The following is a 24201-nucleotide window of genomic DNA, read 5'->3' on the forward strand; positions in this document are numbered from 1 at the left end:
TGCCCCGACGACCGAGGTCGCCGGGGCAGACACCCCGATGGAGCTGCTGCTACTTCGAGAGAGCGGCGTAGCGGAACTTGAAGGAGGCGTCGAGCGTGTCGTCGACACCCTTGACGTCCTTGCCGGAGACCGCGACCTGAGCACCCTGCAGGAGGGGCAGCGTCGAGATGTCGCCCGCCTCGAGGGTCTGGATCTCCTGGATGTCCTTGGTGCGCGTCGCCTTGTCGGTCTCGCTGCGCTGAGCCTCGATCAGCGAGTTGACCTTCGAGTCGCTGTAGTGGTTCAGCAGGAATCCGCCGGGGACGTCCTTGCCGTCCGATCCCGGCGAGGGGAGGAAGAACGGCGTCAGGTAGTTGTCGGCGTCGCTGTAGTCGGGGAACCAGCCCAGCTGGTACAGCGGGTAGGCGTCTTTGGTGCGCTGCGTGCTGTACGTGTCGTAGAGCGTCGACTGCAGGTTGACCGTGAAGAGACCGGTCTCTTCGAGCTGCGACTTGATCAGGGCGTACTCGTCATCGGAGGACGCGCCGTAGTGGTCGGGCGTGTACTGCAGGTTCAGCGTGACCTTGCCCGAGATGCCGGCGTCTTTCAGGGTCGACTTGGCCTTGTCGGCGTCGGGGCCGCCGTCGCCGTCGCCGTAGAGGGTCTTGAACGGCGTGATGGCGCCGGTCAGGCCGTCTGGCACGGGCGAGTAGAGCGGCGTGTAGCTGCCCTTGTAGACGTCCTCGGAGAGCGCCTCGCGGTCGACCGAGTCGGCGACGGCCTTGCGGACCGCGAGAGCCTTCGCGGCGTCGGCGTCGGCGGTCTTGGCGCCGTAGGGCATGGTGTCGAAGTTGAAGACGATGTAGCGGATCTCGCCACCGGGACCGTTGTGCACGGTGACGTTGGAGTCTTTCTTCAGCGAGGCCAGGTCGGTCGGGCTCAGCGAGCGGTACGCCACGTCGACGTCGCCCTTCTGGACGGCCAGCTTGAGGTCGGTCTCGTCGGTGAAGTACTGGGCGGTGACCGACTTCGACTTCGGGGTTCCGAGAAGGCCCTTGTAGCCGTCGAACGCCTTGTACTGGATCAGCTCTTTCGGCTTGTACTGGGTGATCGAGTACTGACCGGCGAAGCCCTCGCCCTTGACGATGGCGGCGTCGGAGGTCACCTTGGTGGCGCTGAAGACCTGCTCGTCGACGATCGGGCCCGCGGGGCTCGACAGCACCTGCGGCCAGGTCTGGTCGTTCGCCGTCTTGAGCGTGAACACGACGGTGGTGGGGTCGGGGGCGGCGGTGCTCTTGAGGTTGGAGAGCAGCGACGACGGGCCGTTCGCGTCGGCGATGGCCAGCTGGCGGTCGAACGTGAACTTCACGTCGGACGACGTGAGGTCGTCGCCGTTCGCGAACTTCAGGCCGCTCTTGAGCTTGACCGTGTACTCGGTCGGGGCCGTGAACGAGGCGCTGGTCGCGATGTCGGGCTTGACGTCGGGCGAGCCGTACGGGGTGTTCAGGAGGAACGGGTACACCTGGTTCATCACGGCGAAGGAGCCGTTGTCGTACGAGCCCGCCGGGTCGAGCGAGGTGATGACGTCGGAGGTGCCGACGATCACGCCGTCGAGGCTGTCGGTGGTGGTGGAGCCGCCGGAGGCGCAGCCCGCGAGGACCAGGGCGGCAGCGACAGCGCCGCCCACTCCGATCGCGGCGCGACGACCGAGCGAAGACTTCGAATTCACGTGGTGTACCCCTTTGTGTCGGTGCGTGAGCCCCGCGGCTGCCGATGCTGTGATCGCCGGCGGGGCTTTCATTCTTTCGATAGGACCGGGCCGCTGCGCAATTTGAGGCGAAGTGTTTACAGGCCCGCAACGAGCCGCGCACGACTTGTGCGTCAGCGCACGACTTTTGCGTGCACGAGCCTACTCGTTGCGCAGAGTGCGTCGTGCCGCCTCGACGGACACGAGCTTCTCTCCTATCTCGCGCCGCCGCTCGGGCTCGGTCTTCGCGTCGGTGCGGTGCATCTGGCCGAGGAGCTCGGCCTTCTGCCGGAGCAGGTCGCGCTCGACGAGCGACGACAGGATCCCCTGGCAGTAGGTCGCCACGTCGCGCCCCTCGCGCTCGGGAAGGGGCCCGCCGGCGAGCTCCTTCACCAGCCCCAGGAAGGGAGCAGGCGTCTGCTCCAGCACGGCCTCGACGAAGTCGCGGTCGGTCAGGCGGTCGAGGCTGGCGGCGACGGCGTCGCGGACGACGGCGAGCGAGCCGTTGACGAAGACGGCGAAGGCCGCCTGGGCGGTCAGCTCGGACGGCACCGCGTCAGGGTGCTGCAGGATCGCCATCAGGGCGTCTCGCTCGAGGCGGGTCGACGGGTCGTCGGGCAGCCGCAGGATGCTCGGACCCTCGTCGATCGGCCCGGCCGACCGCTCGGGAAGACTGGTGATGGACTGCCGCGAGGAGTCGCTGGACGGCGCGAGCCGCTCGATCGCCTTGGGGGCGGTCTTGGCCGCGAACACGGCCGGCTCGACGTCGGACGGGTCGAGGCCGAGCCAGCCCGCGAGCTGTCGGATGTACCCCTGGAACAGCGCCGTGTCGCGGATGCCCGCGACGACGGGTGCGGCGCTCCGGAGCGCAGACGATCGACCCTCGACGGTCTCGAGGTCGAAGCCGTCGAGCGTGCGCTTGATCATGAACTCGAACATCGGACGGCGGCTGGTCACCAGTCGACGGACGGCGTCGTCGCCGCGGTTCAGGCGCAGATCGCAGGGGTCGAGCCCGTCGGGAGCGACTGCGACGAAGGTCTGGGCCGCGAAGCGCTGCTCCTCGGCGAAGGCGCGGCTCGCCGCGTTCTGCCCCGCCGCGTCGGGGTCGAACGTGAACACGACCTCGCCGGCGACCGACTGGTCGAGCCCGCTCAGGTCGCCGAGCATCGGCCGCAGCGCCTTGATGTGGTCGACGCCGAACGAGGTGCCGCAGGTGGCGACGGCCGTGGTGACCCCGGCGAGATGGCAGGCCATGACGTCGGTGTAGCCCTCGACGATGACGACCTGCTTCTGCTTCGAGATGTCGCGGCGGGCGAGATCGAGCCCGTAGAGCACCTGCGACTTGTGGTAGATCGGCGTCTCGGGCGTGTTGAGGTACTTCGGGCCCTGGTCGTCGTCGAGGAGCCGCCGGGCGCCGAACCCGATGGTGGCGCCTGTCACGTCGCGGATCGGCCACAGGAGACGCCCGCGGAACCGGTCGTAGGGGCTGCGGTCGCCCTGGCTGAGGAGCCCGGCGGTGACGAGCTCCTCGTCGATGAAGCCGCGGCCCTTGAGGTGCGACCGGAGCGCGTCGAACGACTTCGGTGCGAAGCCGGTGCCGAAGCGGGCGGCCGCTGCCGGGTCGAAGCCGCGCTCCCCCAGGAACCGGCGCGCCGGATCGGCGTCGGGTGCGGTCAGGTGCTCGACGAAGAACTCGCCCGCGGCCTGGTTGGCCGCGAGCAGCCGCGCGCGGTTGCCGTGGTCGCTGGCCTGGCCGCCGTCTTCGTAGTGGAGGGTGAAGCCGACGCGGGCGGCCATGCGCTCGACGGCCTCCTGGAACGTCGTGTGGTCCATCTGCTGCACGAAGCTGAAGACGTCGCCGTCTTCGCCGCAGCCGAAGCAGTGGTAGCGGCCCACCTGCGGGCGCACGTGGAAGCTCGGGCTGCGCTCGTCGTGGAACGGGCACAGGCCCTTCATCGAGCCGATGCCGGCGCCCTTGAGGGTCACGTAGTCGGAGACGACGTCGACGATGTTGACGCGACTGCGCACCTCGTCGATGTCGGCGCGCTTGATCAGCCCCGGCACGCGGCACCCCTTTCGAACTCGCTCACTCTACGGCCGCCCACCGACGTTCGCGACGCGGGCACTACGGCCGCACGAGGCGGTCATGCCAGGCCATCGCGCTCTGGTCGGTGAGCGACGCCACCTGGTCGACGATCACGCGCCTGCGAGCGTCGTCGTCGACGGCGTCGGCCCAGTCGGCGCGGAATCCGGCGTCGAGCTCGGAGGACCCCGTCGCCCACAGTGCGTCGGCGAGGCTCGAGAGCACCTCGCGCTGCTGCACGTAGATCGGCTGGCGGGTGTTGCGGGTCATCACGAAGGCGGCGACGATGCCCTTGAGGGCGGCGATCTCGCCGATGATCTCGGCGGGGATCACGACGCTGGCCGAGAAGCGCGTCAGGCTTTCCTGCGGGTAGTGCTGGTGCGTCGCCTCGGTGGCCGAGCCGGCGAAGCGGCCGATCAGCTGGCTGGTGAGGTTCTTCAGCCTGGCCTGGTCGAGGCGGCCGCCGTCGTAGTCGTGCAGCCAGACGTCGAGCGATCGCAGGCGGTCGAAGGCCTCGGTCAGCTCGTCTCGGCTGAGCTCGCCGCCCACCCACGCGTGCATCGCGTCGATGAGCGAGTCGTGACCCACCTTCGACGAGAGCGAAGCCACGTCGATATAGCCGTTGACCACGGCGTCTTCCAGGTCGTGGACGGAGTACGCGATGTCGTCGCTGAGGTCCATCACCTGGGCCTCGATGCAGCGCTGGCGACGCGGGGCGCCCAGGCGGAGCCAGTCGAACGCCGGGGTGTCATCGTCGTAGAAGCCGAACTTGGTGCGACCGCCGGGGTCGGCGACACCCTGGGCCGCGGGCCACGGGTACTTGCAGCTCGCGTCGAGGCTGGCCCGGGTGAGATTGAGCCCGTAGCTGCGACCCGAGCCGTCGATGACCTTGGGCTCGATCCGGGTCAGCAGCCGGAGCGTCTGGGCGTTGCCCTCGAAGCCGCCGATGCCCTCGGCCCAGTCGTTCAGGGCCTTCTCGCCGTTGTGCCCGAACGGCGGGTGCCCGAGATCGTGGGCGAGGCACGCGGTGTCGACGACGTCGGGATCGAGGCCGAGGCTCGTGGCGAGCTCTCGACCCACCTGCGCGACCTCGAGCGAGTGCGTGAGGCGGTTGCGGGCGAAGTCGAGACCCGCGGTCGGGCTCAGCACCTGCGTCTTGGCGGCGAGTCGCCGGAGCGCGCTCGAGTGGAGGAGGCGCGCTCGGTCCCGGGCGAAGTCGCTGCGGCGGTTCGAGTGCTCCTCCGGGAGCCAGCGGTCGCTGTCGCGCTCGTCGTAGCCCGCAGCGGGCTCGGCGAACCGGGCGGTGCCGGCCGCGGTCGTCGACTCGGACGCGGTGACGTGTGTGCTGTTGGCGATGACTGGGCCCTTCGGGCGGTGGGAGGACGGTCGGGTGGAGCGGCGGACGCGTCAGCCCCCGCTGTGGTGCAGCTCGGCGGCGGCCAGCTCTTCGCGGAACGACTCGTCGAGCTCGCGGCTCTCGAGCCAGCGGTCCGGAAGCGACGGGCGCTTCGGGCTGCCGGCGCGCCCGCGCGGGCCCTCGGCGTCGAGGCCCGGGTAGCCCTGCGACCAGTCCATGGTGCCGAGCAGGTCGTCGATCTCGGGGAGGCTCGACGAGGCGGCCAGCGCCGCGCGGACGTCGCCGCCGACCGGGTAGCCCTTGAAGTACCAGGCGACGTGCTTGCGCATGTCGCGGCAGGCGCGCCCCTCGTCGCCCTCGTAGAACTCGATCAGCAGCTCGGCGTGCCGGCGGAAGGCCTGCGCGACCTCGCCGAGCGTGGGCTCGGCCTTCAGGTCTTCACCGCGGAACGCAGCCGCCAGGTCGCCGAACAGCCAGGGCCGCCCGAGGCAGCCGCGGCCGACGACGACGCCGTCGCAGCCGGTCTCGGCGACCATGCGAATGGCGTCGGCGGCCGACCAGATGTCGCCGTTGCCGAGCACCGGGACGTCGGTGATCGCCTCTTTGAGGGTCGCGATGGCCGACCAGTCGGCCTGCCCCGAGTAGAACTCGGCGGCTGTCCGCGCGTGGAGCGCGATCGACGCCACGCCGGCACCCTCGGCGGCCTTGCCGGCCTCGAGGTACGTCAGGTGGTCGTCGTCGATGCCCTTGCGCATCTTGATCGTCAGGGGGACGTCGCCGGCGGCCTTCACGGCCCGCTCGACGATCTCGCGGAACAGCCCGAGCTTCCAGGGCAGAGCCGACCCGCCGCCGCGCCGCGTGACCTTGGGCACCGGGCAGCCGAAGTTGAGATCGATGTGGTCGGCGCGGTCTTCGGCGACGAGCATCGTGACGGCCTCGGCGACGGTGTTGGGCTCCACCCCGTAGAGCTGGATGCTGCGCAGGGTCTCGCTCTCGTGGTGCTTGATGAGGCGCATCGACTCCGGGGTGCGCTCGACGAGGGCACGGCTGGTGATCATCTCGCTGACGTAGAGCCCGGCGCCGTACTCGCGGCACAGCCTGCGGTACGCCGTGTTGGTGATGCCCGCCATCGGCGCGAGTACGACGGGCGAGCCGACCTCGATGGGGCCGATCCGCAGCGGGGCGGTCGGCAGCGCCATGGCGCGTGCGGGCGGAGTGGCCGCCGCAGGAGCTGGCGACACCGGTACCGGGTGCGAGAGAGTTGTTGTCATCGGGATCGATTATCCCATCCCCTCGTACGTCCCACCGGCTGAGCGCCCAGCCTGTGGAGAACTTCCCCCTCTGTGGCGACCCGTGGAGAGACCAGATGACCGCAACGCCCGGAACCGACCGCCTGCTCGCCGACGCCGAGGCGCGAGGGCTGGCCGTCGAGGTCGTCGACCGTCCCGAGGCGGGGAGCCTGGTGGAGGCCGCTTCGGTGCTGGGAATCGACCCGTCGACGATCGTGAAGAGCCTCGTGGTGAAGAGGCACGACGGGCAGTTCCTGTTCGCGCTGGTTCCCGGCGGTCGGCAGATCTCGTGGTCGAAGCTGCGCGCGGTGGTGGGGGTGAACAAGCTGTCGATGCCGTCGCCCGACGTCGCCCTCGAGGCGACGGGCTACGAGCGCGGCACGATCACGCCGATCGGGAGCACGACGGCGTGGCCGGTGTACGCCGACGAGCGGATCGCAGGAACCCGCGTCGCCCTCGGAGCCGGGGCCCACGGGCGCAGCGCCTTCGTCGAGGCCGACGCGCTCCTCGCCGCCTACGGGGCGACCGTCGCCGACATCACCGACGACGAGAGGCCGCGCGACTAGCGCCCGTTCAGAGGGCTGCGCCCTCGTCGAGAGCCGCGGCCACGGCACGGGCCGAAGCCGCCGCGGCCTCGTCGTGGGTGGGCTCGATGTCGACGTCGCCCGCCCTCACGCCGGTGAGAGGCAGCGGCACCAGGCAGGAATCGCCCTCGCACGCCATCGCGTCGGCATCGCCGAGCATGGTGAACGGGGTGCTCACTCGGCGCCCGTCGGCTGGGGCGCGGCCTCGGCGGCCACGGTCTCGAGCACGTTCGCGAACGTCGCGGGATCCTGCGCCCCCGACACCCCGTACTTGCCCTCGAAGACGAAGAACGGCACGCCGTTGATGCCGAAGGCCCGCGCCTGCTCCTGATCGGCACGCACCGACGGCAGGAACTCGCCCGACTCGAGCGCGGCCAGCGCCTCCGTGCGGTCCAGCCCCGCCTCGGCGGCGACGTCGGCGAGCACATCCAGGCGGCCGAGGTGCCGGCCGTCCTCGAAGTAGGCCTGGAGCAGGCGCTCCTTCATGTCGACCTGCACGCCCTTCGACTTCGCGAAGTGGATCAGCTCGTGCGCCTTCACGGTGTTGGTGTGGTGCATGGCCTCGAAGTCGTAGGCGAGTCCCACCGAAGCGGCGATGCCGCGGACGTTGTCGAGCATGCCCTGGGCCTGGTCGGTCGGGATGCCCTTGTGGACGGCGAGGAACTCGGCCTCGTTGCCCTCGAAGTCGACGGGGGTGTCGGGCGACAGCTCGAACGAGTGGTACTCGACCTCGACGTCGCCGTCGAACGCGTCGACGGCCTTCTCGAACTTGCGCTTGCCGATGAAGCACCAGGGGCAGGCGATGTCGGACCAGATGTCGACCTTGATGGGGGCTGCAGAACTCACGATCGCAGGAACGTAGCATCCGGCCGCTGTATTCCGCCCCTCAGCCAGTCGTTACCTGCGCGGCCGTGGCAGACGCCACGGCGGGTACCAGCCGGCGACGATGGGCGGTCGTCTCGCTCTCGTCCACCGGGTGCCCCGATGCCGCGCGACCGCAGCCTCGACGGCCTCCGCGACGGCCGACCAATCGGTGGCGACCATCTCGCGCGACGCTCGGATGGCCGTTCGGCCACCTCGATGGATGACGAGATCCTTTCGCCGGTCGGCTTCGAACGTCGACTCGTGGAAGGTTCGGCCGTCCAGCTCCAGAGCGACGACGCCGTCGACCACGAGGTCGATCGCTCCCAGTGCGCGCCACTCGCCGAGAGGATCGACCGGCACCTGCGAGGCGAGCCGGTGGCCGCGGGCGCGGAGTCGGGTCCGCGCGATGCTCTCCAGGACGCTGCCGCAGTCGACGTCGACCCATTCCACGATGCGACGTCGATCCTGGCCGAGACGAGCGCAGAGTCCGTGAAGCTCGACGAGGTCGAGCCGATTCGTGTGGTGTGCCCAGTCGAGGACGGCGACGGCCTCGTCGAAGGGAAGGCGCGGGACGGCGTGCAGCAGCGATTCTTCGAGGGCCGCGACGACGGCTTCACCCCGGCGCTCGGAGGACCAGGTGAGGGCGACCCCGCGAGGAAGAATTGCGGGCCGGCTCGCGCCGGGAGGCATCGAGACGTCGATGGTGCGCGGTGCTGACCACAGCCAGGCGCCTGCCAGCCGGAGCGCCGCGGCACCCGTGAGGACGCCCCCGAGCGAGACCGCGACGACTCGCGGGTCGCCTTCCGGCAACGTCGTGTACCAGCCGCGGGCGCTGCGGCGGAGCGAACCGGCGCGGATGGCCGCCGCCAGGGCACGGGGCGTGACCCCGCGGGCGACGAGCGCGCTGCGGCGGGCGATGCCGCCGAGTGCGACGACGTGGGCCTGGGCGTCCATCGGTCAATCCTGGCGGAGGTGAGCCGGATCCTGCGCCCGTTCTCCACAGGTGCCTCCACCAAGCAGAATCGGGCAGAACCGCAGTTAAGACTGCAGTTCTGCCCGATTCCACTAGCTGAGCGAACCGACGGGCGGGGTCAGCAGCCGAGCAGCCGCGCCCCGAGGTACGCGTCGAGCTGGTCGAGCGGCACGCGCTCCTGCGACATGGTGTCGCGCTCGCGCACGGTCACCGCGTTGTCGTCGAGCGAGTCGAAGTCGACCGTGACGCAGAACGGCGTGCCGATCTCGTCTTGGCGGCGGTAGCGGCGGCCGATGGCTCCGGCGTCGTCGAAATCGATGTTCCAGAGCTTGCGGAGGCCGGCTGCGACCGAACGGGCCAACGGCGAGAGGTTCTCGTTGCGCGAGAGCGGCAGCACGGCGACCTTGACCGGCGCGAGGCGACGGTCGAGCTTGAGCACGGTGCGCTTGTCGACGCCGCCCTTGGCGTTGGGGGCCTCGTCTTCGTGGAACGCGTCGACCAGGAACGCCATCAGCGCCCGGGTGAGGCCGAACGCCGGCTCGATGACGAACGGGGTCCAGCGCTCGTTCTTGCCCTGGTCGAAGTACGACAGGTCGACGCCCGAGGCCTTCGAGTGGGTGGTGAGGTCGAAGTCGGTGCGGTTCGCGACGCCCATGAGCTCGCCCCACTCCGACCCGGTGAAGCGGAACTTGTACTCGAGGTCGACGGTGCGCTTCGAGTAGTGCGACAGCTTCTCGGTCGGGTGCTCGTACCGGCGCATGTTCTCGGGGGTGATGCCGAGGTCGAGGTACCAGGCCTCGCAGGCGTCGATCCAGTAGTCGAACCAGGTGTCGTCGGTGCCGGGCTCGACGAAGAACTCCATCTCCATCTGCTCGAACTCGCGCGTGCGGAAGATGAAGTTGCCGGGGGTGATCTCGTTGCGGAACGACTTGCCGACCTGCGCGATGCCGAAGGGCGGCTTCATGCGGGCCGCGCCCATGACGTTGTTGAAGTTCACGAAGATGCCCTGGGCCGTCTCGGGGCGGAGATAGGCCATGCCCTGCTCGTTGTCGACGGGGCCGAGGAAGGTCTTGAGCAGGCCCGAGAAGTTCTGCGGCTCGGTCCACGAGCCCTCCTGGCCGGTGTCGGGGTCGCGGATGTCGGCGAGGCCGTTGACCGGAGGGTGGCCGTGCTTGGCCTCGTACGCCTCGAGCAGGTGGTCGGCGCGGTAGCGCTTGTGCGTGTGGAGCGACTCGACGAGCGGGTCGCTGAAGACCTCGACGTGGCCGGAGGCCTCCCACACGGTGCGGGGCAGGATCACGGAGGAGTCGAGCCCGACGATGTCGTCGCGGCCCTGGACCATGAACTTCCACCACTGCTGCTTGATGTTCTCCTTCAGCGCAGTGCCGAGGGGCCCGTAGTCCCATGCGGAGCGGCTGCCGCCGTAGATCTCGCCCGCCTGGAAGACGAAGCCGCGGCGCTTGGCCAGGGCGATGACGGAATCGAGACGGTTCGGTGCTGCCACGTGAGGTACTCCCAGAGTTCTGCCCGAGCTGGATGCGCGGGGATGCGACAAAGCCTATGGCACAGCGCCTACCTGCCGACGGCGCGGAGCACGGCCTCGACGTCGGCTCCGTCGTTCCAGACGTGGAACGCGACTCTCACCCGCCCGGCCCGCCCCGACACCGTCAGCCCGGCCTCGGTCAGCCGCACGAGGTCGTCGCCGGACTCGTCGGGCCAGGTCACGATCGCCTGCCCCTGGCGGGCGATCCCGAGGCCGTCGCACAGCGCGTCGCCGAGCGCCGTCGCGTGCTCCCACGACGCCTGCGCCGATGTCGAGGCGAACAGCTCGAGCGCGGGCGCCGCCCCGACGACGGCCTGCCACGCGGGCGACACGTCGAATCGCCGCGCCGACGATGCGAGCTCGAATCCGCTGCCGTAGCAGGACGCCCACACGTCCTGCCCCGCGTACCAGCCGGCCTGGATCGGCACGAGAGCCGCGGCGAACGCCGGTGACAGCGTCAGGAACGACACCCCGCGCGGGCAGCACAGCCACTTGTAGGCGTGGGTGACCGTCGCATCGTAGAGCGACGCGTCGATCGGCAGGACGCCCGCCGCCTGGGTGAGGTCGACGAGGGTGCGGACACCCGCTGCGTGCGCGACGGACGCGATGCGCGGTGACGCGACCTCGCCGGTCGCCGACTGCACGAGCGAGTAGGCGACGAGCCAGGTCTGGTCGGTGAGGGAGTCGGCGAGGGCGGCGAGCGGCACGGCGCGCACCCGCAGCCCGTACGCCGCGAAGGGTGCGACGACGGACGAGAACTCGCCCTCGGCGCAGAGGATCTCGGCGCCGTCGGGCGCGGCGGCCGCGATGACCGACACCTGCGCCGACACCTGAGACCCGATGGCGATGTCGTCGACGGGGACTCCGACGATCCGGGCGAACGCGGCGCGGCAGTCGTCGGCCACGCGGCCGTATTCGGCCGGCGACACGACCCCCGACTCCCACGCGTCGAGGTCGGCGCGCAGGGCGTCGAGCGTCGGCCGGGCGGGGAGCCCGCCGGTGCAGGCGGCGAGGTAGCCGGTGCCCGACGGAAAGAGCGCTGCGAGGGGGTGCATGCACCCAGCGTCCCGGCAAGCCGCCCATCACACAACGGCCAGCTGCGACGGGAGGTCATAACATCGGGTTATGGACGTCCACGACCTCCGCGCCCTCCGCGCCCTCGCCGAGACCGGCAGCATCACCGCCGCCGCAGCGCGACTCGGCTACAGCCAGCCCGCGATCACCCAGCGCCTGCGCCGGGCCGAGGCGGAGGCCGGTCAGCCTCTTCTGCTCCGAACCGGCCGCACCGCGACGCTGACCGAGGCTGGTCGGCGCCTCGCGCGCCACGCCGTGCACGTCGAGGCCGCCCTGGCCGCGGCGCACGACGAGCTCGACGCCCTCGCCGGCACCGAGAGCGGGACACTCCGCCTGGCGGGGTTCCCGAGCGCCTCCCCCACCCTCGTGCCGGCCCTGCTCGCCGACCTGGCCGCGCGGCACCCGGGGCTGACCACGTCGTACCTCGAGGCCGAGCCTCCCGAGGCCGTCGAGCTTCTGCGCCGGGGCGAGATCGACCTCGCGCTCACGTTCACCTACCCCGGCGACGGCGGGCTGCCCGACCCGGACGTGGTCGAGGTGCCCCTCTTCCGCGACACGATGCTGGCGGTGGCGCCCGCCGGGACGTTCCCGGCGCACGATGCCGGCCATCTCGAGTTCCTGCGCGAGATGCCCTTCATCGCGGGGTGCCCCCGCTGCCGCGGCCACCTGCTCGCCGTGTGCCGCCTCGCCGGGTTCGAGCCGCGCATCGTGCTCGAGACCGACAACGCCCTGGCCGTGACGGGGCTCGTCGCGGCCGGACTCGGCGTGGCCCTGCTGCCCTCGCTCTCGCTCGTGCCCGCAGCGCTTCCCGACGGCGTCGAGGTGCGAGCCCTGGGCGACGACAGCGACCGGATCGTGGCCGTCGCGCACGCTCGCGGTGCGGAGGGGATCCCCGCGGTGGGGGCCGGGCTCCGTGCTGCCCGCCGGATCGCTCCCGCGTCGTTCGGGCTCCGTGCGGCCGAGCGCCGTCGCGCCGAGCAGCCCGCCGCCGCCGGCTGAGCCCCGGCGGGGCCCCGCGCCGTGCCGCCGTCGTGCCCTCCGCCCCGGCGGGCCCCGCGCCGCCCCGCCGCCGTCGTGCCCTCCGCCCCGGCGGGCCCCGCGCCGCCCCTCCGCCCGCCCAGCCCCCGCCGGTTAGGCTGGACGCGTCCCCACCGAAAGGCCCCACCCGTGCGCAGACGACTCCCCGCGGCGCTCACCGCCGCCGCCTTCGTGGCCGTGCTCGCCGGGTGCGCTCCGAGCGTCGGAACCCTGACGCCCCTCGGCGACAGCGGCTCGCAGGCGGGCACCGGCACGGGCGGATCGAGCTCCGCTCCGCAGCCGCAGGTGACGGGCGGTACCGGCTCGGGCGGCTCCTCGTCGTCGAGCGTCGACCCGCAGACCCTCGCGCCGGGCGGCACGCTTCTCAATCAGGTCAACTACAAGGACCTCACGATCTACGTGTACCGCGTCGGCGAGATCACGACCTCGGCGAAGTCGATCTACGCCCGCCCGGACGGCACCGATCCGTACCCCGCCGGCACGAAGGTGGAGGTGACGGCCTACGTGCTCGTCAACGACTCCAACCAGCGGCTCGACCTCACCGACCTCTCGGCCGACTACTCGTCGTACGGCAACAAGCTCGCCACGCAGGACACCTTCGCCGGCCAGGACCTCCTGGAGAAAGACGGCTACTCGACCGACCTCGGCTCGCAGTTCCCGGCCGGGTCGTCGACCTGGTACCTCCTGCCGGGCAAGGGCGTCGTGTTCGCCAACGCGTGGTTCCACCGCACGAGCGACGGACCTCTCACGCTGCAGTTCCTGTGGCCGTCCGAGCGGATCTTCCTCGGCGCGAACATCACCTTCTGAATTTATCGCGGCGCCGCGCAGTGGCGCCGGACCTCGGACAGGCCTCGGTCATCCGGCGTCACTGCGAGCCACCACCGGACTTATCGCGGCGCCGCGCAGTGGTGCCGGACCTCGGACAAGCCTCGGTCATCCGGCGTCACTGCGAGCCACCACCGGACTCATCGCGGCGCCGCGCAGTGGCACCGGACCTCTGACAAGCCTCGGTCATCCGGCGTCACTGCGAGCCACCACCGCGGCGCCTCAGGGTCAGGCAGGCGACGGCGCATCGACGGCGCCGCCGAACCTCCGGCCGCGGTTCGTGTACTGGTCGATCGCGCCCCACAGGTCGTCGCGCGTGAAGTCGGGCCAGAGCCGGTCGAGGAACACCATCTCGGCGTACGCCGACTCCCAGAGCTGGAAGTTCGACGTCCGCTGCTCGCCCGACGATCGCACGAACAGGTCGACGTCGGGCAGCTGCGACTGGTACAGGTGACGCTGGATCACCTTCTCGGTGATGCCCGTCGGCTTGAGCCGGCCGGCCGCCACCTCAGCGGCGATGGACTGCATCGCGTCGGTCAACTCGTTCCTGCCGCCGTAGTTGACGCACATGTTGAGCGTCATGGTGCTGTTGCCCCGCGTGGCCTCTTCGGCGACGCGGAGCTCGTTGATGACGGAGGCCCAGAGCTTGGGGCGGCGGCCCGACCAGACGATCTTGACGCCCCACGCGTTGAGCTGCTCGCGGCGGCGGTGCAGTACCTCGCGGTTGAAGCCCATGAGAAAGCGGACCTCTTCGGGCGAGCGCTTCCAGTTCTCGGTCGAGAAGACGTAGACGCTGAGGTGCTCGACACCGGCCTGGATCGCGCCCGCGACGACTTCGAGCAGCGCCGCCTCGCCCGCCTTGTGTCCCTCGATGCGCGGGAGCCCGCGAGCGTTGGCCCAGCGCCCGTTGCCGTCCATGACGACCGCGACGTGCTTCGGCACCGTGCCCGGTGCGTAGCTCGGCGGGGTGCCTCCCTGCCAGTCGAGCGCCTTGTACTCCATGTCGGCGGGCATCATCGAGGCGGGAGCGCTGACCGGTGCGGCCGAGCGGCGGAAGAGCCCGCGCTTGGGAGCCGGCGGGGTCGAGATCGGCGGCGTGGAGCTCAAAGGACTTCTCCTGTTCGTGCGACGACCGACGGCGTGCGGTCGAGGTGCGGCAGCGACCGGAGCCCGCGCTCCAGGTGCCACTGCGTGTAGGCCGCGACGACGCCGCTGGCCTGGTTGCGGGTGTCGTCGGGTGCTGCCTCGGCGATGCCCCAGTCGCCGCTCAGCAGGGCGCCGAGCAGTTCGAGGGTCGCAGGATTCAGGCGCGGCGCCCCGGGGGGTGCCGCGGCGTCGGCCACCACCCCGCCGAGCTGCACCACGAACGCGCTGTGCGGCCCGGGGGCTCCGGTCACGGCGCAGTCGCCGAAGCTCGGCGCCCACCCGGCGATCGAGAGGGCACGGAGCAGGTACGAGTCGAGGATCAGCTGCGGGTCGTGCTCCCGCCGCGCCAGTGACCGCAGCGCCCCGACGAGCAGGAGATACTGCTGCAGACCGGCCTCGGCGTCGGTGAGCTTGTCGGCGGTCTCGACCATGACGTTGGCGGCCGTGTAGCTGGCGTAGTCCGAGACGATGTCGGCCCCGTACGAGCCGAGCGACACGGCCTGCGTGACGATGTCGAGCGAGCGGCCCTCGTAGAGCTGCAGGTCGGCGACCATGAACGGCTCGAGCCGGGCGCCGAACTTCGACGCGGTGCGGCGCACGCCCTTCGCGACGGCGCGGATCTTGCCGTGCTGACGGCTGAGCATCGTGAGGATGCGGTCGGCCTCACCCAGCTTGTGGGTGCGCAGGATCACGCATTCGTCTCGGTACACGGGCACCGTCCCAGTATCCCCCGCATGGCAGAATCACTGGGTGTCCGCCACAGCCTTCTCCATCCCCCTCTGGGCGGATCTTCTGGCCGTAGCGATCGGCAGCCTGCAGGGCGCGCTGTTCGCGAGCCAGTTCCGTGAGCGCCGGGTCGACCTGCTCGGCGTCGCCATCATCGGCACGGCGACCGGGCTCGGCGGCGGGATCCTGCGCGACGTCCTGATCGGCGAGGTGCCCCGGGCGATGCAGAGCAACTGGTATCTGCTGACGGCTGTGCTCGCGGCGCTGCTCGGCATGCTCCTGCAGCGGATCTTCACCCGCCTGGCCGGGTTCATCACCGTGCTCGACGCGCTCACCATCGGCCTCTTCGGGGCCATCGGGTCGACCAAGGCGCTCGCTCTCGGCCTGCCCGAGATCCCCGCCGTGTTCGTCGGCGTCATCTCGGCCGTCGGCGGCTCGGTGCTGCGCGACCTCCTGATGAATCTCACGATCGCGATGATGCACGTCGGCTCGCTCTACGCCGTGGCGGCGGGCGCCGGCACGGCCGTGCTCGTGGCGCTCGTCACGTTCGGCGTGCCCACCCTGGCCGCAGCGATCGCAGGAACTGCCACGACCTTCAGCATCCGCCTCCTCGCGGTGCGCTTCGGGTGGAGCCTGCCGGAGCAGCGCGCCCTCTCGCGGCTGCCCCGCTGGCGCACCCGCACGCCGAAGACTCCCGAGACGCACGAAGACACCGCCTAGCGACGGTGTCTTCGCGCGAAGGCGGTATCGGGGCTAGGCCGTCGCGAGCTCCGGCTCGGCCACCGTGGAGCGCAGCGCGCGGTTGACCGCGGACACGATGGCCTTGAGGCTCGCCGTCGAGATGTCGGCGTCGATGCCGACGCCCCACAGGCGGGTTCCGTCGACGTCGAGCTCGACGTAGGCCGCGGCCTGCGCATCGCCCGAGGCGCTGAGGGTGTGCTCGACGTAGTCGTACAGCTTCACCTCGACGCCCTGCTGCGACAGCACCTCGATGAAGGCCGCGATCGGCCCCGACCCGGTGCCCTCGGTGGTGACCGCGCTCGTTCCTGCGCGCAGATCGACAGAGAGGTGCGTGACGCCCGACATGTCGCTCCGGGTGCCGGTACGGGTCAGCTCGAAGTGGCCCCACTTGTCTTCGGCGACGCGCGACGGGAGGTACTCGTCTTGGAAGATCTCCCAGATCTGCTCGCTCGTGACCTCGCCGCCCTCGCTGTCGGTCTTCGACTGCACGACGCCCGAGAAGTCGATCTGCAGCTTGCGCGGCAGGTCGAGCGAGTGGTCGGTCTTCAGCAGGTAGGCGACTCCGCCCTTGCCCGACTGCGAGTTGACGCGGATGACCGCCTCGTACGAGCGGCCCAGGTCTTTCGGGTCGACGGGCAGGTAGGGAACGGCCCAGACGAGGTCGTCGACGCCCTTGCCCTGTGCCTGAGCCGACGCGGCCATGGCCTCGAAGCCCTTCTTGATGGCGTCCTGGTGCGAGCCGCTGAACGCCGTGTAGACGAGGTCGCCGGCCCACGGGCTGCGCTCGGGCACCGGCAGCTGGTTGCAGTACTCGGCGGTGCGCTTGACCTCGTCGAGGTCGGAGAAGTCGATCTCGGGGTCGATGCCCTGCGTGAACAGGTTGATGCCCAGGGCGACCAGGTCGACGTTGCCGGTGCGCTCCCCGTTGCCGAAGAGGCAGCCCTCGATGCGGTCCGCGCCGGCCATGTAGCCCAGCTCGGCCGCGGCGATGCCGGTGCCGCGGTCGTTGTGCGGGTGCAGCGACAGGATGACGTTCTCGCGGTGCGCCAGGTGGCGGCTCATCCACTCGATCGCGTCGGCGTAGACGTTGGGCGTGGCCATCTCGACGGTCGCCGGCAGGTTGATGATCACGTTGCGCTCGGGCGTCGGCTCGAAGACCTCGATGACGGCGTTGCAGATGTCGCGGGCGAACTCGAGCTCGGTGCCGGTGAACGACTCGGGGCTGTACTCGTAGTAGACCGTGGTCTCGGGGACCGTCTTCTCGGCCTCCCTGCAGAGACGCGCACCCTCGAGAGCGATGTCGATGATGCCCTGGCGGTCGGTGCGGAAGACGACGTCGCGCTGCAGGATGCTGGTCGAGTTGTACAGGTGCACGATCGCCTGCTTGGCGCCCTTAATCGACTCGTAGGTGCGGTTGATCAGGTGCTCGCGCGCCTGGGTGAGCACCTGGATGGTGACGTCGTCGGGGATCGCGTTCTCGTCGATCAGGCTGCGGACGAAGTCGAAGTCGGTCTGCGAGGCCGACGGGAAGCCGACCTCGATCTCTTTGTAGCCCATCTTCACGAGCAGGTCGAACATGATCCGCTTGCGCTCGGGGCTCATCGGATCGATCAGCGCCTGGTTGCCGTCGCGGAGGTCGACCGCGCACCAGCGCGGTGCCTTCTCGATGCGCTTCGTCTGCCAGGTGCGGTCGGGCAGGTCGACGACGATCTGCTCGGAGTACGGGACGTACTTGTGGATCGGCATCCCGGAGGACTTCTGGTTGTTCTGCATTGGTCTCTCTACCTCATTCGAAAGTGCGGCCGGATACGACGGACACCGCGACGAGGGAGGCCTTTAGAACGAGGTCTCGTCGCGGCAGCTAAGAAGGAGCAGGCCGAACAGCACGAGAACACGCTAGCACTGGTTTTGTTATGAGGTCAGCCCGTGCTCATACGCGTAGACGACGAGCTGCACGCGATCGCGCAGCGACAGCTTGGCCAGGATCCGCGAGATGTGCGTCTTGACCGTCGCCTCGCTGAGGAACTCCCGCTGGGCGATCTCGGAGTTCGACAGGCCGCGCGCCGCCGACTGGAAGATGTCGCGCTCGCGCGTGGTGAGCGACTCGAACGCCTCGGGCACGGCCTTCGAGCCGGCGCTCCCGCCGTCGAAGTGCTCGAAGAGCTCGCGCGTGGCCGATGCCGCGATGACCGCCGTGCCAGCGTGCACGGTCCTGATCGCTGCGAGCAGGAACTCGGGGTCGCTGTCTTTGAGCACGAAGCCGCTGGCCCCGCCCCGGATCGCCCGGGTCGCCGCCTCGTCGAGGTCGAACGTGGTGAGGACGAGGATGCGCGGCGCGGGCCTGCCCTCGCGGTCGGCCTGCTCGAGGATCGCCGTCGTTGCCGCGATGCCGTCCATGACGGGCATGCGGATGTCCATCAGGACGACGTCGGGGCGGGTCCGCGCCACGACCTCGACACCCTCCGCGCCGTCGCCCGCCTCCCCCACGAACTCGAGGTCTCTCTGCGACGAGACGACCATGCGGATTCCCGCGCGGAACAGCGCCTGGTCGTCGACGAGCACGACCTTGATCGTGGTGGACGGAGCCGCGGTCGCGGTGGATTCGGGGGCAGAGCTCATCGGAGGCGGACTTCCTGGGTCAGGGCGGTCGACGGAATGGTCGCGCGGACGATGAAGCGCCCGCCGGCCTGGTGCGTGGTGAGAGTTCCGCCGGCGAGGGACGCGCGCTCGCGCATCCCCACGATGCCATGTCCGCGGCGCTCGTCGGGTCGGAACTGGCCGCTCGTCGTCAGAGCGGAGGGGTCGATCGCCTCGGTCGGGAGCACGGTCGACGCGATCACGATGATGAGGTCGTCGGGCCGCCAGTCGAAGAGCACGTCGACGGTGGAGCTGCGGTCGCCGTGGCGGAGGACGTTCGTGAGCGACTCCTGCACGATGCGGTAGATCGCGAGCTGGCGGTTGCCGCCGAGCTGGGCGGGAGTGCCGCTCGAGCGCAGGTCGATCGAGAGGCCGGCGGTCGTCATCTGGTCGACGAGCTTCTCGAGGTCGCCGAGGACGGGCTGCGGCGCCGCGCCCTGACTGTGCCGCAACTGGCCCAGGAGCACCCGCACCTCCACCAGGGACTCCCGGGCGGTCGCCGCGATGGTGCTCAGGCTGTCCTCGACGGAGCCCGGGTCGGCGCGGTAGGCGTACCGGGCGCCGTCGGCCTGGGCGATGACGACGGCGAGCGAGTGGGCGACCACGTCGTGCATGTCGCGCGCGATGCGCGAGCGCTCCTGCTCGACGGCGATGTCGCGCTCGGCGCGGGCCGCGTCGCTGGCCGCGCGGGCGGCCTCGCTCTCGGCGCGAGCCGCTTCGCGCTCGGCGACGAGCTGGGCGTCGCGGCTCTCGCGGGCGGCGTAGCGCGTGCGCACCAGCTGACCGCCGACCCACGGGAGCCCCAGGAGCGCGAGGAAGCCGAGGAAGGTGATGCCGATCTGAAGGAGCAGCTGGATCAGGTCGGTCGCATTCGTCACGTCGTGCGGCACGCCGAAGAGCGACAGCTGGGCGAAGGTCACGTAGAACATGCCGACGGCGGCCCCGACGCCGACCGAGCCGAGTCCGAGCCACTTGACGCGCGGGCTGCCGTGGGCGGCGGTCGCGTAGAGCACCGCGCAGATCGCGAGATTCGAGACCTGGGGCGTCGACAGGGTGAGCATCTCGAACGCCGCCGTCGCCCACGCGAGCGAGAGCGCGGCCGCCGGCGACAGGCGGCGGAACACGAGGCAGAGGACCATGCCTAGCGTGATGACGAGCGACAGCGGGTTGGCGTGCAGGTCGAACGGGAGGCTCGCGAGCCCGACGACCACGGCGATCGCGATGTCGGCGACGATCTGAGAGGTGCGGAGGCGGACGTTCACCCCACCACGGTACGGGGTCGAGCCTTCTCGATCAGGCTCTGCGAGGCGGCGTGCGACTCGCGGCGACCGGAATCATCCCGGGGATGTAGTCCGAGCCGGCCCGGCTAGAAGCCGAGGCGCCCCAGGAGCTTCGGGTCGCGCTGCCAGTCCTTCGCGACCTTGACGCGGATCGACAGGAAGACCTGCTTGCCGACCAGGGGCTCGATCTGCGCCCGAGCCCGTTCGCCGACCTCGCGGAGCCGCTGACCCCTGTGGCCGATGACGATGCCCTTCTGGCTGTCGCGCTCGACGAAGAGGTTCGCGTAGATCTCGACGAGCTCCTTGTCGTCGCGCTCCACGATGTCGTCGATGGTGACGGCCAGCGAGTGCGGCAGCTCGTCTTCGACGCCCTCGAGCGCGGCCTCGCGGATGAGCTCGCCGACGCGGTCCTCCAGGACCTCCTCGGTCGCGACGTCGGACGGGTAGAGCTGGGGTGAGAGCGGCAGCAGCTTGATCAGCTCGGTGACGATCGTGTCGAGCTGGATGCCGGTGACGGCCGACACCGGGATGATGGTGTCCCAGTCGCGGAGCTGGCTGACGGCCTGCAGCTGCTCGGCGACGGCCGGCCGCGAGGTGGCATCGACCTTCGTGACGATGGCGACCTTCTTCGCGCGCGGGAACGCGTCGAGCTGCTCGTTGATGAAGCGGTCGCCGGGGCCGAGCTTCTCGTCGGCGGGCACGCAGAAGCCGATGACGTCGACGTCGCCCAGGGTGTCCTGGACCACGCTGTTCAGCCGCTCCCCCAGCAGGGTGCGGGGCCGGTGCATGCCCGGCGTGTCGACGAGGACCAGCTGGCCCGTCGCCGAGTGCACGATGCCGCGGATCGCCCGGCGGGTCGTCTGCGGCTTGGACGACGTGATGGCGACCTTCTCGCCGACGAGGGCGTTGGTCAGGGTCGACTTGCCGACGTTGGGGCGGCCGACGAACGAGACGAAGCCCGCTCGGAAGCCGGCGGGTGACTCGGGGATGGAGCTGGAGGTGGTCATCGGGTGGTCCGATCGCTGGTGGTGCTGGTGGCTGTGCTGGTGGGAGACGAGGAGGCGGAGGCCGCGGCGAACGCCGCCTGGGAGGCCTCGAGGGCGGCGTCCCGCTTGACCAGCACGGTCTGCAGGTCGCGGCGGCGGCCCTCGGTGCGGTTGGCGGTGAGGATGAGGCCCGACACGGTGACCTGCGAGCCGCGCTCCGGGAGGCGCCCGAGCGCCTTGGTGAGCAGGCCGCCGACCGAGTCGACGTCGTCGTCGTCGAGCTCGATGCCGAAGAGGTCGCCGAGCTCGTCGACCGGGAAGCGGGCGCTGACGAGGAACGTGCCCTCGCCCATCGGACGGTACGAGACCACGGTCTGGTCGTACTCGTCGCTGATGTCGCCGACGAGCTCCTCGATGAGGTCTTCCATCGTGACCAGGCCGGCGATGCCGCCGTACTCGTCGACGACCATCGCGAGGTGGTTCTTCTCGGTCTGCATCTGGCGCAGGGTCTCGTCGGCGCGCTTCGACTCGGGGATGAACACGGCCGGCTTCGAGAAGTCGGCGGCGAGGCGGTCTGCTCCAGGGCGCCCCTCGAACAGGCTGTGCCCCTCGAAGATCCAGCGCGTGACGTCGCGCAGATACACGATGCCGAGCACGTCGTCGCTGTCGCGGCCGATCACGGGGATGCGCGACACGCCCTTGCTGAGGAACGTCGACATGGTCTGCTCGATGGTCGCGTCGGAGTCGACGGTGACCATGTCGGTGCGCGGGATCATGACCTCGCGCACGACGGTCTCGCTGAACTCGAAGATGGAGTGGATCAGCGTCCTGTCGTCTTCGTCGAGCACGTCGAGCTCGGTGGCCTCGTCGACCATGCTGAGCAGCTGCTCCTCCGACGAGAACTGGGCGCTCCGCGGGCGGCCGGGCGTGACGCGGTTGCCCAGCCAGACGAGGGCCGCGGCGACAGGCCCGAGGACCACGCGCAGCGCGCGCAGGAAGCCGGCGACGACGCCGACCAGGGTGCGCGCGTGGGCCCGGCCGACACTCCGCGGACTCGACCCGACGAGCACGAACGAGACGGCGGTCATGATCAGGGCCGAGAGCAGCAGCGCGAGCCACCACTCGGCGAACGAGTAGGCGAACGCGAGCGAGACGAGCACGGCGGCGGCGGTCTCGGCGAGCACGCGGACGAAGTTGATGGCGTTCACCTGCGCGCCGACGTCGTCGGCGATGGCGAGGATCGCGCGGGCGCTGCCCTCGCGCCGTGCGGCGCGGCGCTGCTCGGCGAGCTCGATCAGGTCGTGGCGGCTGAGGACCCCGAGGGCGGAGTCGCTGGCGGCGAGGAGCCCGCCGATGACGACGAGGACGACGGCCGCGGTGATGAAGATCGCGATCATCATCGGCGGCTACCTCTGCGCGTCGGACACGGCGAACGCGGCGAGGATCTCGCCCTGGATGCCGAACATCTCGGCCTTCTCGTCGGGCTCCGCGTGGTCGAAGCCGAGAAGGTGCAGGATCCCGTGCGTCGTGAGCAGCAGGAGCTCGTCGAGCGTCGAGTGCCCGGCCGTGACGGCCTGGGGCGCGGCGACCTGGGGGCAGAGCACGATGTCGCCGAGCAGCCCGGGCGGCGTCGGCTCGTCTTCCGTGCCGGGACGGAGTTCGTCCATCGGGAAGCTCAGCACGTCGGTGGGGCCCGGTTCGTCCATCCACTGCACGTGCAGCTGCTCCATGGCGCCCTCGTCGACGAGCACGATCGCGAGCTCGGCCTCGGGGTGCACGTGCATCTGGTCGAGGGCGAAGGTCGCCAGGCGGAGGATCGCCGCTTCGTCGACCTCGACGCCGGACTCGTTGTTCAGCTCGATGGTCATGCGGGGGTCTCCTGGTCGGCCGCGGTCACCTGGACGGCAGCGGTCACCTGGTCGGCAGCCGGCCGTGCAGCCGGCGAGGCGGCCTCGGTGCGCGAGTGCAGCCGCGCCATCTTCTCGGCGTCGAACTTCGTGTACGCGTCGACGATCTTCGCGACCAGGGTGTGCCTGACCACGTCGTCGCTCGTGAGGCGGGCGAAGTGGATGTCGTCGACGTCGCCGAGCACGCGGGTGACGAGCTGGAGCCCGCTGGAGCCGGTCGGGAGGTCGACCTGCGTGATGTCGCCGGTGACGACCATCTTGCTGCCGAAGCCGAGGCGGGTGAGGAACATCTTCATCTGCTCGGGAGTGGTGTTCTGCGCCTCGTCGAGCACGACGAAGGCGTCGTTGAGCGTCCGGCCGCGCATGTAGGCGAGCGGCGCCACCTCGACCGTGCCCGCGGCGAGGAGCTTGGGGACGATCTCGGGGTCCATCATCTCGTTGAGCGCGTCGTAGAGCGGCCGCAGGTACGGGTCGATCTTGTCGGTGAGCGTGCCGGGCAGGAAGCCCAGGCGCTCCCCCGCCTCGACCGCCGGACGCGTCAGGATGATCCGCGACACCTCCCGACGCTGGAGCGCCTGAACGGCCTTCGCCATCGCGAGGTACGTCTTGCCGGTGCCGGCGGGCCCGATGCCGAAGACGATCGTGTTGTCGTCGATCGCGTCGACGTACTCCTTCTGGCCGAGGGTCTTGGCGCGGACGCTCTTGCCCTTGTTCGTCACGATGGCGGCGCCGAACAGCTCGGCGGGGTGGCCCTGCCCGTCGGCGAGGATGCGGCCGGTGGTGCGCACCTCGGCAGGGCCGACGTCGTGGCCCTGGCGCACCATCGTCACGAGCTCGTCGACGAGCTCGCGGGCGCGGCGGACGTCGTCGGCCGGACCCTCGAGGGCGACCTCGTTGCCTCGGACGAGGACTCGGACTGAGGGGTACTGCTGCTCGACGGCGCGGAGCAGGCGGTCCTGCGGGCCGAGGAGCTGCACCATGGCGACCCCGTCGACGATGAGGTCGTCGCGAATGGCCCCGTCGGGGATGTTGCTGGAGGAGCTAGGCAAGTGAGCCTTCCTGGAGGTTCCCCGCCATGACGTGCGCATGGACGTGGAAGACGGTCTGACCGACGGCTTCGCCGGTGTTGAAGATCAAACGGAATTGACCGCGCGGATAGTCCCCGAACAGCTCGGAATCCTCCGAGAGGGCCTTCGCGACGGCCACCATGTCGGCCAGGAGGGCCGGATCGCCGGCCGCGAGCTCCGCGACGTCCGCGTACTGCGGGTCTTTCGGGATCACGAGCAGGTGCACCGGCGCCTTGGGCGCGATGTCTCGGATCGCGATGACCGTCTCGGTCTCGTGCACGATCGTCGCAGGGATCTCGCGCGCGATGATCCGAGAAAAGACTGAAGGCTCCGAACTCATGCGCTCATCGTAACG

23 protein-coding genes are annotated in these 24201 nt (G+C 70.3%); 4 read left to right on the forward strand and 19 right to left on the reverse strand.

The window, feature by feature from the left end; translation table 11 throughout:
* Window positions 1–49 precede the first annotated feature (49 nt).
* From AC3CBB_RS06190 to dusB, 4 genes are all read right to left on the reverse strand, one after another.
* Entirely contained in the window at window positions 50–1708 is a 1659-nt protein-coding gene (locus AC3CBB_RS06190; protein WP_488626363.1) for an ABC transporter substrate-binding protein, read from the reverse strand.
* A 180-nt stretch (window positions 1709–1888) separates the two neighbouring features.
* A complete protein-coding gene (dnaG, locus tag AC3CBB_RS06195) occupies window positions 1889–3790 on the reverse strand; it encodes a DNA primase (RefSeq protein WP_488626364.1) in 1902 nt (633 codons plus the stop codon).
* A 61-nt stretch (window positions 3791–3851) separates the two neighbouring features.
* On the reverse strand, window positions 3852–5165 hold the full coding sequence (locus AC3CBB_RS06200; RefSeq protein WP_488626719.1) for a deoxyguanosinetriphosphate triphosphohydrolase: 1314 nt from the start codon (window positions 5163–5165) through the stop codon (window positions 3852–3854).
* Window positions 5166–5216: 51 nt separating this feature from the next.
* Window positions 5217–6365: a tRNA dihydrouridine synthase DusB gene (gene dusB, locus AC3CBB_RS06205; protein WP_488626720.1), complete on the reverse strand. Its 1149-nt coding sequence runs from the start codon at window positions 6363–6365 to the stop codon at window positions 5217–5219.
* Window positions 6366–6532: 167 nt separating this feature from the next.
* Between dusB and AC3CBB_RS06210 the strand changes: the two genes are divergently transcribed.
* Window positions 6533–7021 carry an aminoacyl-tRNA deacylase gene (locus AC3CBB_RS06210; RefSeq protein ID WP_123504729.1) on the forward strand — a complete coding sequence of 163 codons (489 nt, stop codon included), beginning with the start codon at window positions 6533–6535 and terminating at the stop codon, window positions 7019–7021.
* A gap of 7 nt (window positions 7022–7028) precedes the next feature.
* Here AC3CBB_RS06210 and AC3CBB_RS06215 read toward each other — a convergent pair whose 3' ends face one another.
* The 5 genes from AC3CBB_RS06215 to AC3CBB_RS06235 form a co-directional block, all read right to left on the reverse strand.
* Window positions 7029–7217, reverse strand: a complete 189-nt coding sequence (locus AC3CBB_RS06215) for a hypothetical protein (protein ID WP_488626365.1) — start codon at window positions 7215–7217, stop codon at window positions 7029–7031.
* On the reverse strand, window positions 7214–7885 hold the full coding sequence (locus tag AC3CBB_RS06220) for a DsbA family oxidoreductase (protein ID WP_488626366.1): 672 nt from the start codon (window positions 7883–7885) through the stop codon (window positions 7214–7216). Before AC3CBB_RS06220 ends, AC3CBB_RS06215 begins: the two co-directional genes overlap by 4 nt.
* Before the next feature lie 51 nt (window positions 7886–7936).
* A complete protein-coding gene (locus tag AC3CBB_RS06225) occupies window positions 7937–8857 on the reverse strand; it encodes a hypothetical protein (RefSeq protein WP_488626367.1) in 921 nt (306 codons plus the stop codon).
* 137 nt (window positions 8858–8994) lie between these two features.
* Window positions 8995–10380, reverse strand: a complete 1386-nt coding sequence (locus tag AC3CBB_RS06230) for a glycine--tRNA ligase (RefSeq protein WP_488626368.1) — start codon at window positions 10378–10380, stop codon at window positions 8995–8997.
* Window positions 10381–10448: 68 nt separating this feature from the next.
* The gene (locus AC3CBB_RS06235; RefSeq protein ID WP_488626369.1) at window positions 10449–11474 is read right to left on the reverse strand and encodes an aminotransferase class V-fold PLP-dependent enzyme; all 1026 of its coding nucleotides are present in this window, start codon (window positions 11472–11474) and stop codon (window positions 10449–10451) included.
* A 70-nt stretch (window positions 11475–11544) separates the two neighbouring features.
* On the opposite strand from AC3CBB_RS06235, the gene AC3CBB_RS06240 reads away from it, so the two are divergent.
* Together AC3CBB_RS06240 and AC3CBB_RS06245 are read left to right on the forward strand one after the other, a co-directional pair.
* Entirely contained in the window at window positions 11545–12492 is a 948-nt protein-coding gene (locus AC3CBB_RS06240) for a LysR family transcriptional regulator (protein WP_488626370.1), read from the forward strand.
* Between the two features lie 168 nt (window positions 12493–12660).
* Complete coding sequence (locus AC3CBB_RS06245; protein ID WP_488626371.1) at window positions 12661–13338, forward strand: hypothetical protein; 678 nt, start codon at window positions 12661–12663, stop codon at window positions 13336–13338.
* A gap of 246 nt (window positions 13339–13584) precedes the next feature.
* On the opposite strand, the gene AC3CBB_RS06250 is transcribed toward AC3CBB_RS06245, so the two are convergent.
* Window positions 13585–14373: an isoprenyl transferase gene (locus AC3CBB_RS06250; protein WP_123505167.1), complete on the reverse strand. Its 789-nt coding sequence runs from the start codon at window positions 14371–14373 to the stop codon at window positions 13585–13587.
* 86 nt (window positions 14374–14459) lie between these two features.
* Entirely contained in the window at window positions 14460–15218 is a 759-nt protein-coding gene (recO, locus tag AC3CBB_RS06255; RefSeq protein ID WP_123504737.1) for a DNA repair protein RecO, read from the reverse strand.
* 34 nt (window positions 15219–15252) lie between these two features.
* Between recO and AC3CBB_RS06260 the strand changes: the two genes are divergently transcribed.
* The gene (locus tag AC3CBB_RS06260) at window positions 15253–15948 is read left to right on the forward strand and encodes a trimeric intracellular cation channel family protein (RefSeq protein ID WP_233579769.1); all 696 of its coding nucleotides are present in this window, start codon (window positions 15253–15255) and stop codon (window positions 15946–15948) included.
* 33 nt (window positions 15949–15981) lie between these two features.
* Here the strand turns inward: AC3CBB_RS06260 and leuA are convergent, their stop codons facing one another.
* The 8 genes from leuA to AC3CBB_RS06300 all read right to left on the reverse strand — a co-directional run bounded on the left by leuA (window position 15982) and on the right by AC3CBB_RS06300 (window position 24186).
* The gene (gene leuA, locus AC3CBB_RS06265) at window positions 15982–17742 is read right to left on the reverse strand and encodes a 2-isopropylmalate synthase (RefSeq protein WP_488626372.1); all 1761 of its coding nucleotides are present in this window, start codon (window positions 17740–17742) and stop codon (window positions 15982–15984) included.
* Window positions 17743–17880: 138 nt separating this feature from the next.
* On the reverse strand, window positions 17881–18588 hold the full coding sequence (locus AC3CBB_RS06270; RefSeq protein ID WP_123504739.1) for a response regulator: 708 nt from the start codon (window positions 18586–18588) through the stop codon (window positions 17881–17883).
* Window positions 18585–19868, reverse strand: coding sequence for a sensor histidine kinase (locus AC3CBB_RS06275; RefSeq protein WP_123504740.1), 1284 nt, complete (start codon window positions 19866–19868; stop codon window positions 18585–18587). The genes AC3CBB_RS06270 and AC3CBB_RS06275 overlap by 4 nt, the downstream gene beginning before the upstream one ends.
* A gap of 104 nt (window positions 19869–19972) precedes the next feature.
* Window positions 19973–20893: a GTPase Era gene (gene era, locus AC3CBB_RS06280; RefSeq protein WP_123504741.1), complete on the reverse strand. Its 921-nt coding sequence runs from the start codon at window positions 20891–20893 to the stop codon at window positions 19973–19975.
* Complete coding sequence (locus AC3CBB_RS06285) at window positions 20890–22272, reverse strand: hemolysin family protein (RefSeq protein WP_488626373.1); 1383 nt, start codon at window positions 22270–22272, stop codon at window positions 20890–20892. Before AC3CBB_RS06285 ends, era begins: the two co-directional genes overlap by 4 nt.
* Before the next feature lie 6 nt (window positions 22273–22278).
* Complete coding sequence (gene ybeY / locus AC3CBB_RS06290) at window positions 22279–22740, reverse strand: rRNA maturation RNase YbeY (protein ID WP_488626374.1); 462 nt, start codon at window positions 22738–22740, stop codon at window positions 22279–22281.
* Window positions 22737–23828, reverse strand: a complete 1092-nt coding sequence (locus AC3CBB_RS06295; RefSeq protein WP_488626375.1) for a PhoH family protein — start codon at window positions 23826–23828, stop codon at window positions 22737–22739. The genes ybeY and AC3CBB_RS06295 overlap by 4 nt, the downstream gene beginning before the upstream one ends.
* A complete protein-coding gene (locus AC3CBB_RS06300) occupies window positions 23821–24186 on the reverse strand; it encodes a histidine triad nucleotide-binding protein (RefSeq protein ID WP_123504745.1) in 366 nt (121 codons plus the stop codon). The genes AC3CBB_RS06295 and AC3CBB_RS06300 overlap by 8 nt, the downstream gene beginning before the upstream one ends.
* Window positions 24187–24201: the final 15 nt, after the last annotated feature.

It is taken from the genome of Frondihabitans sp. OV104 (assembly GCF_057787745.1).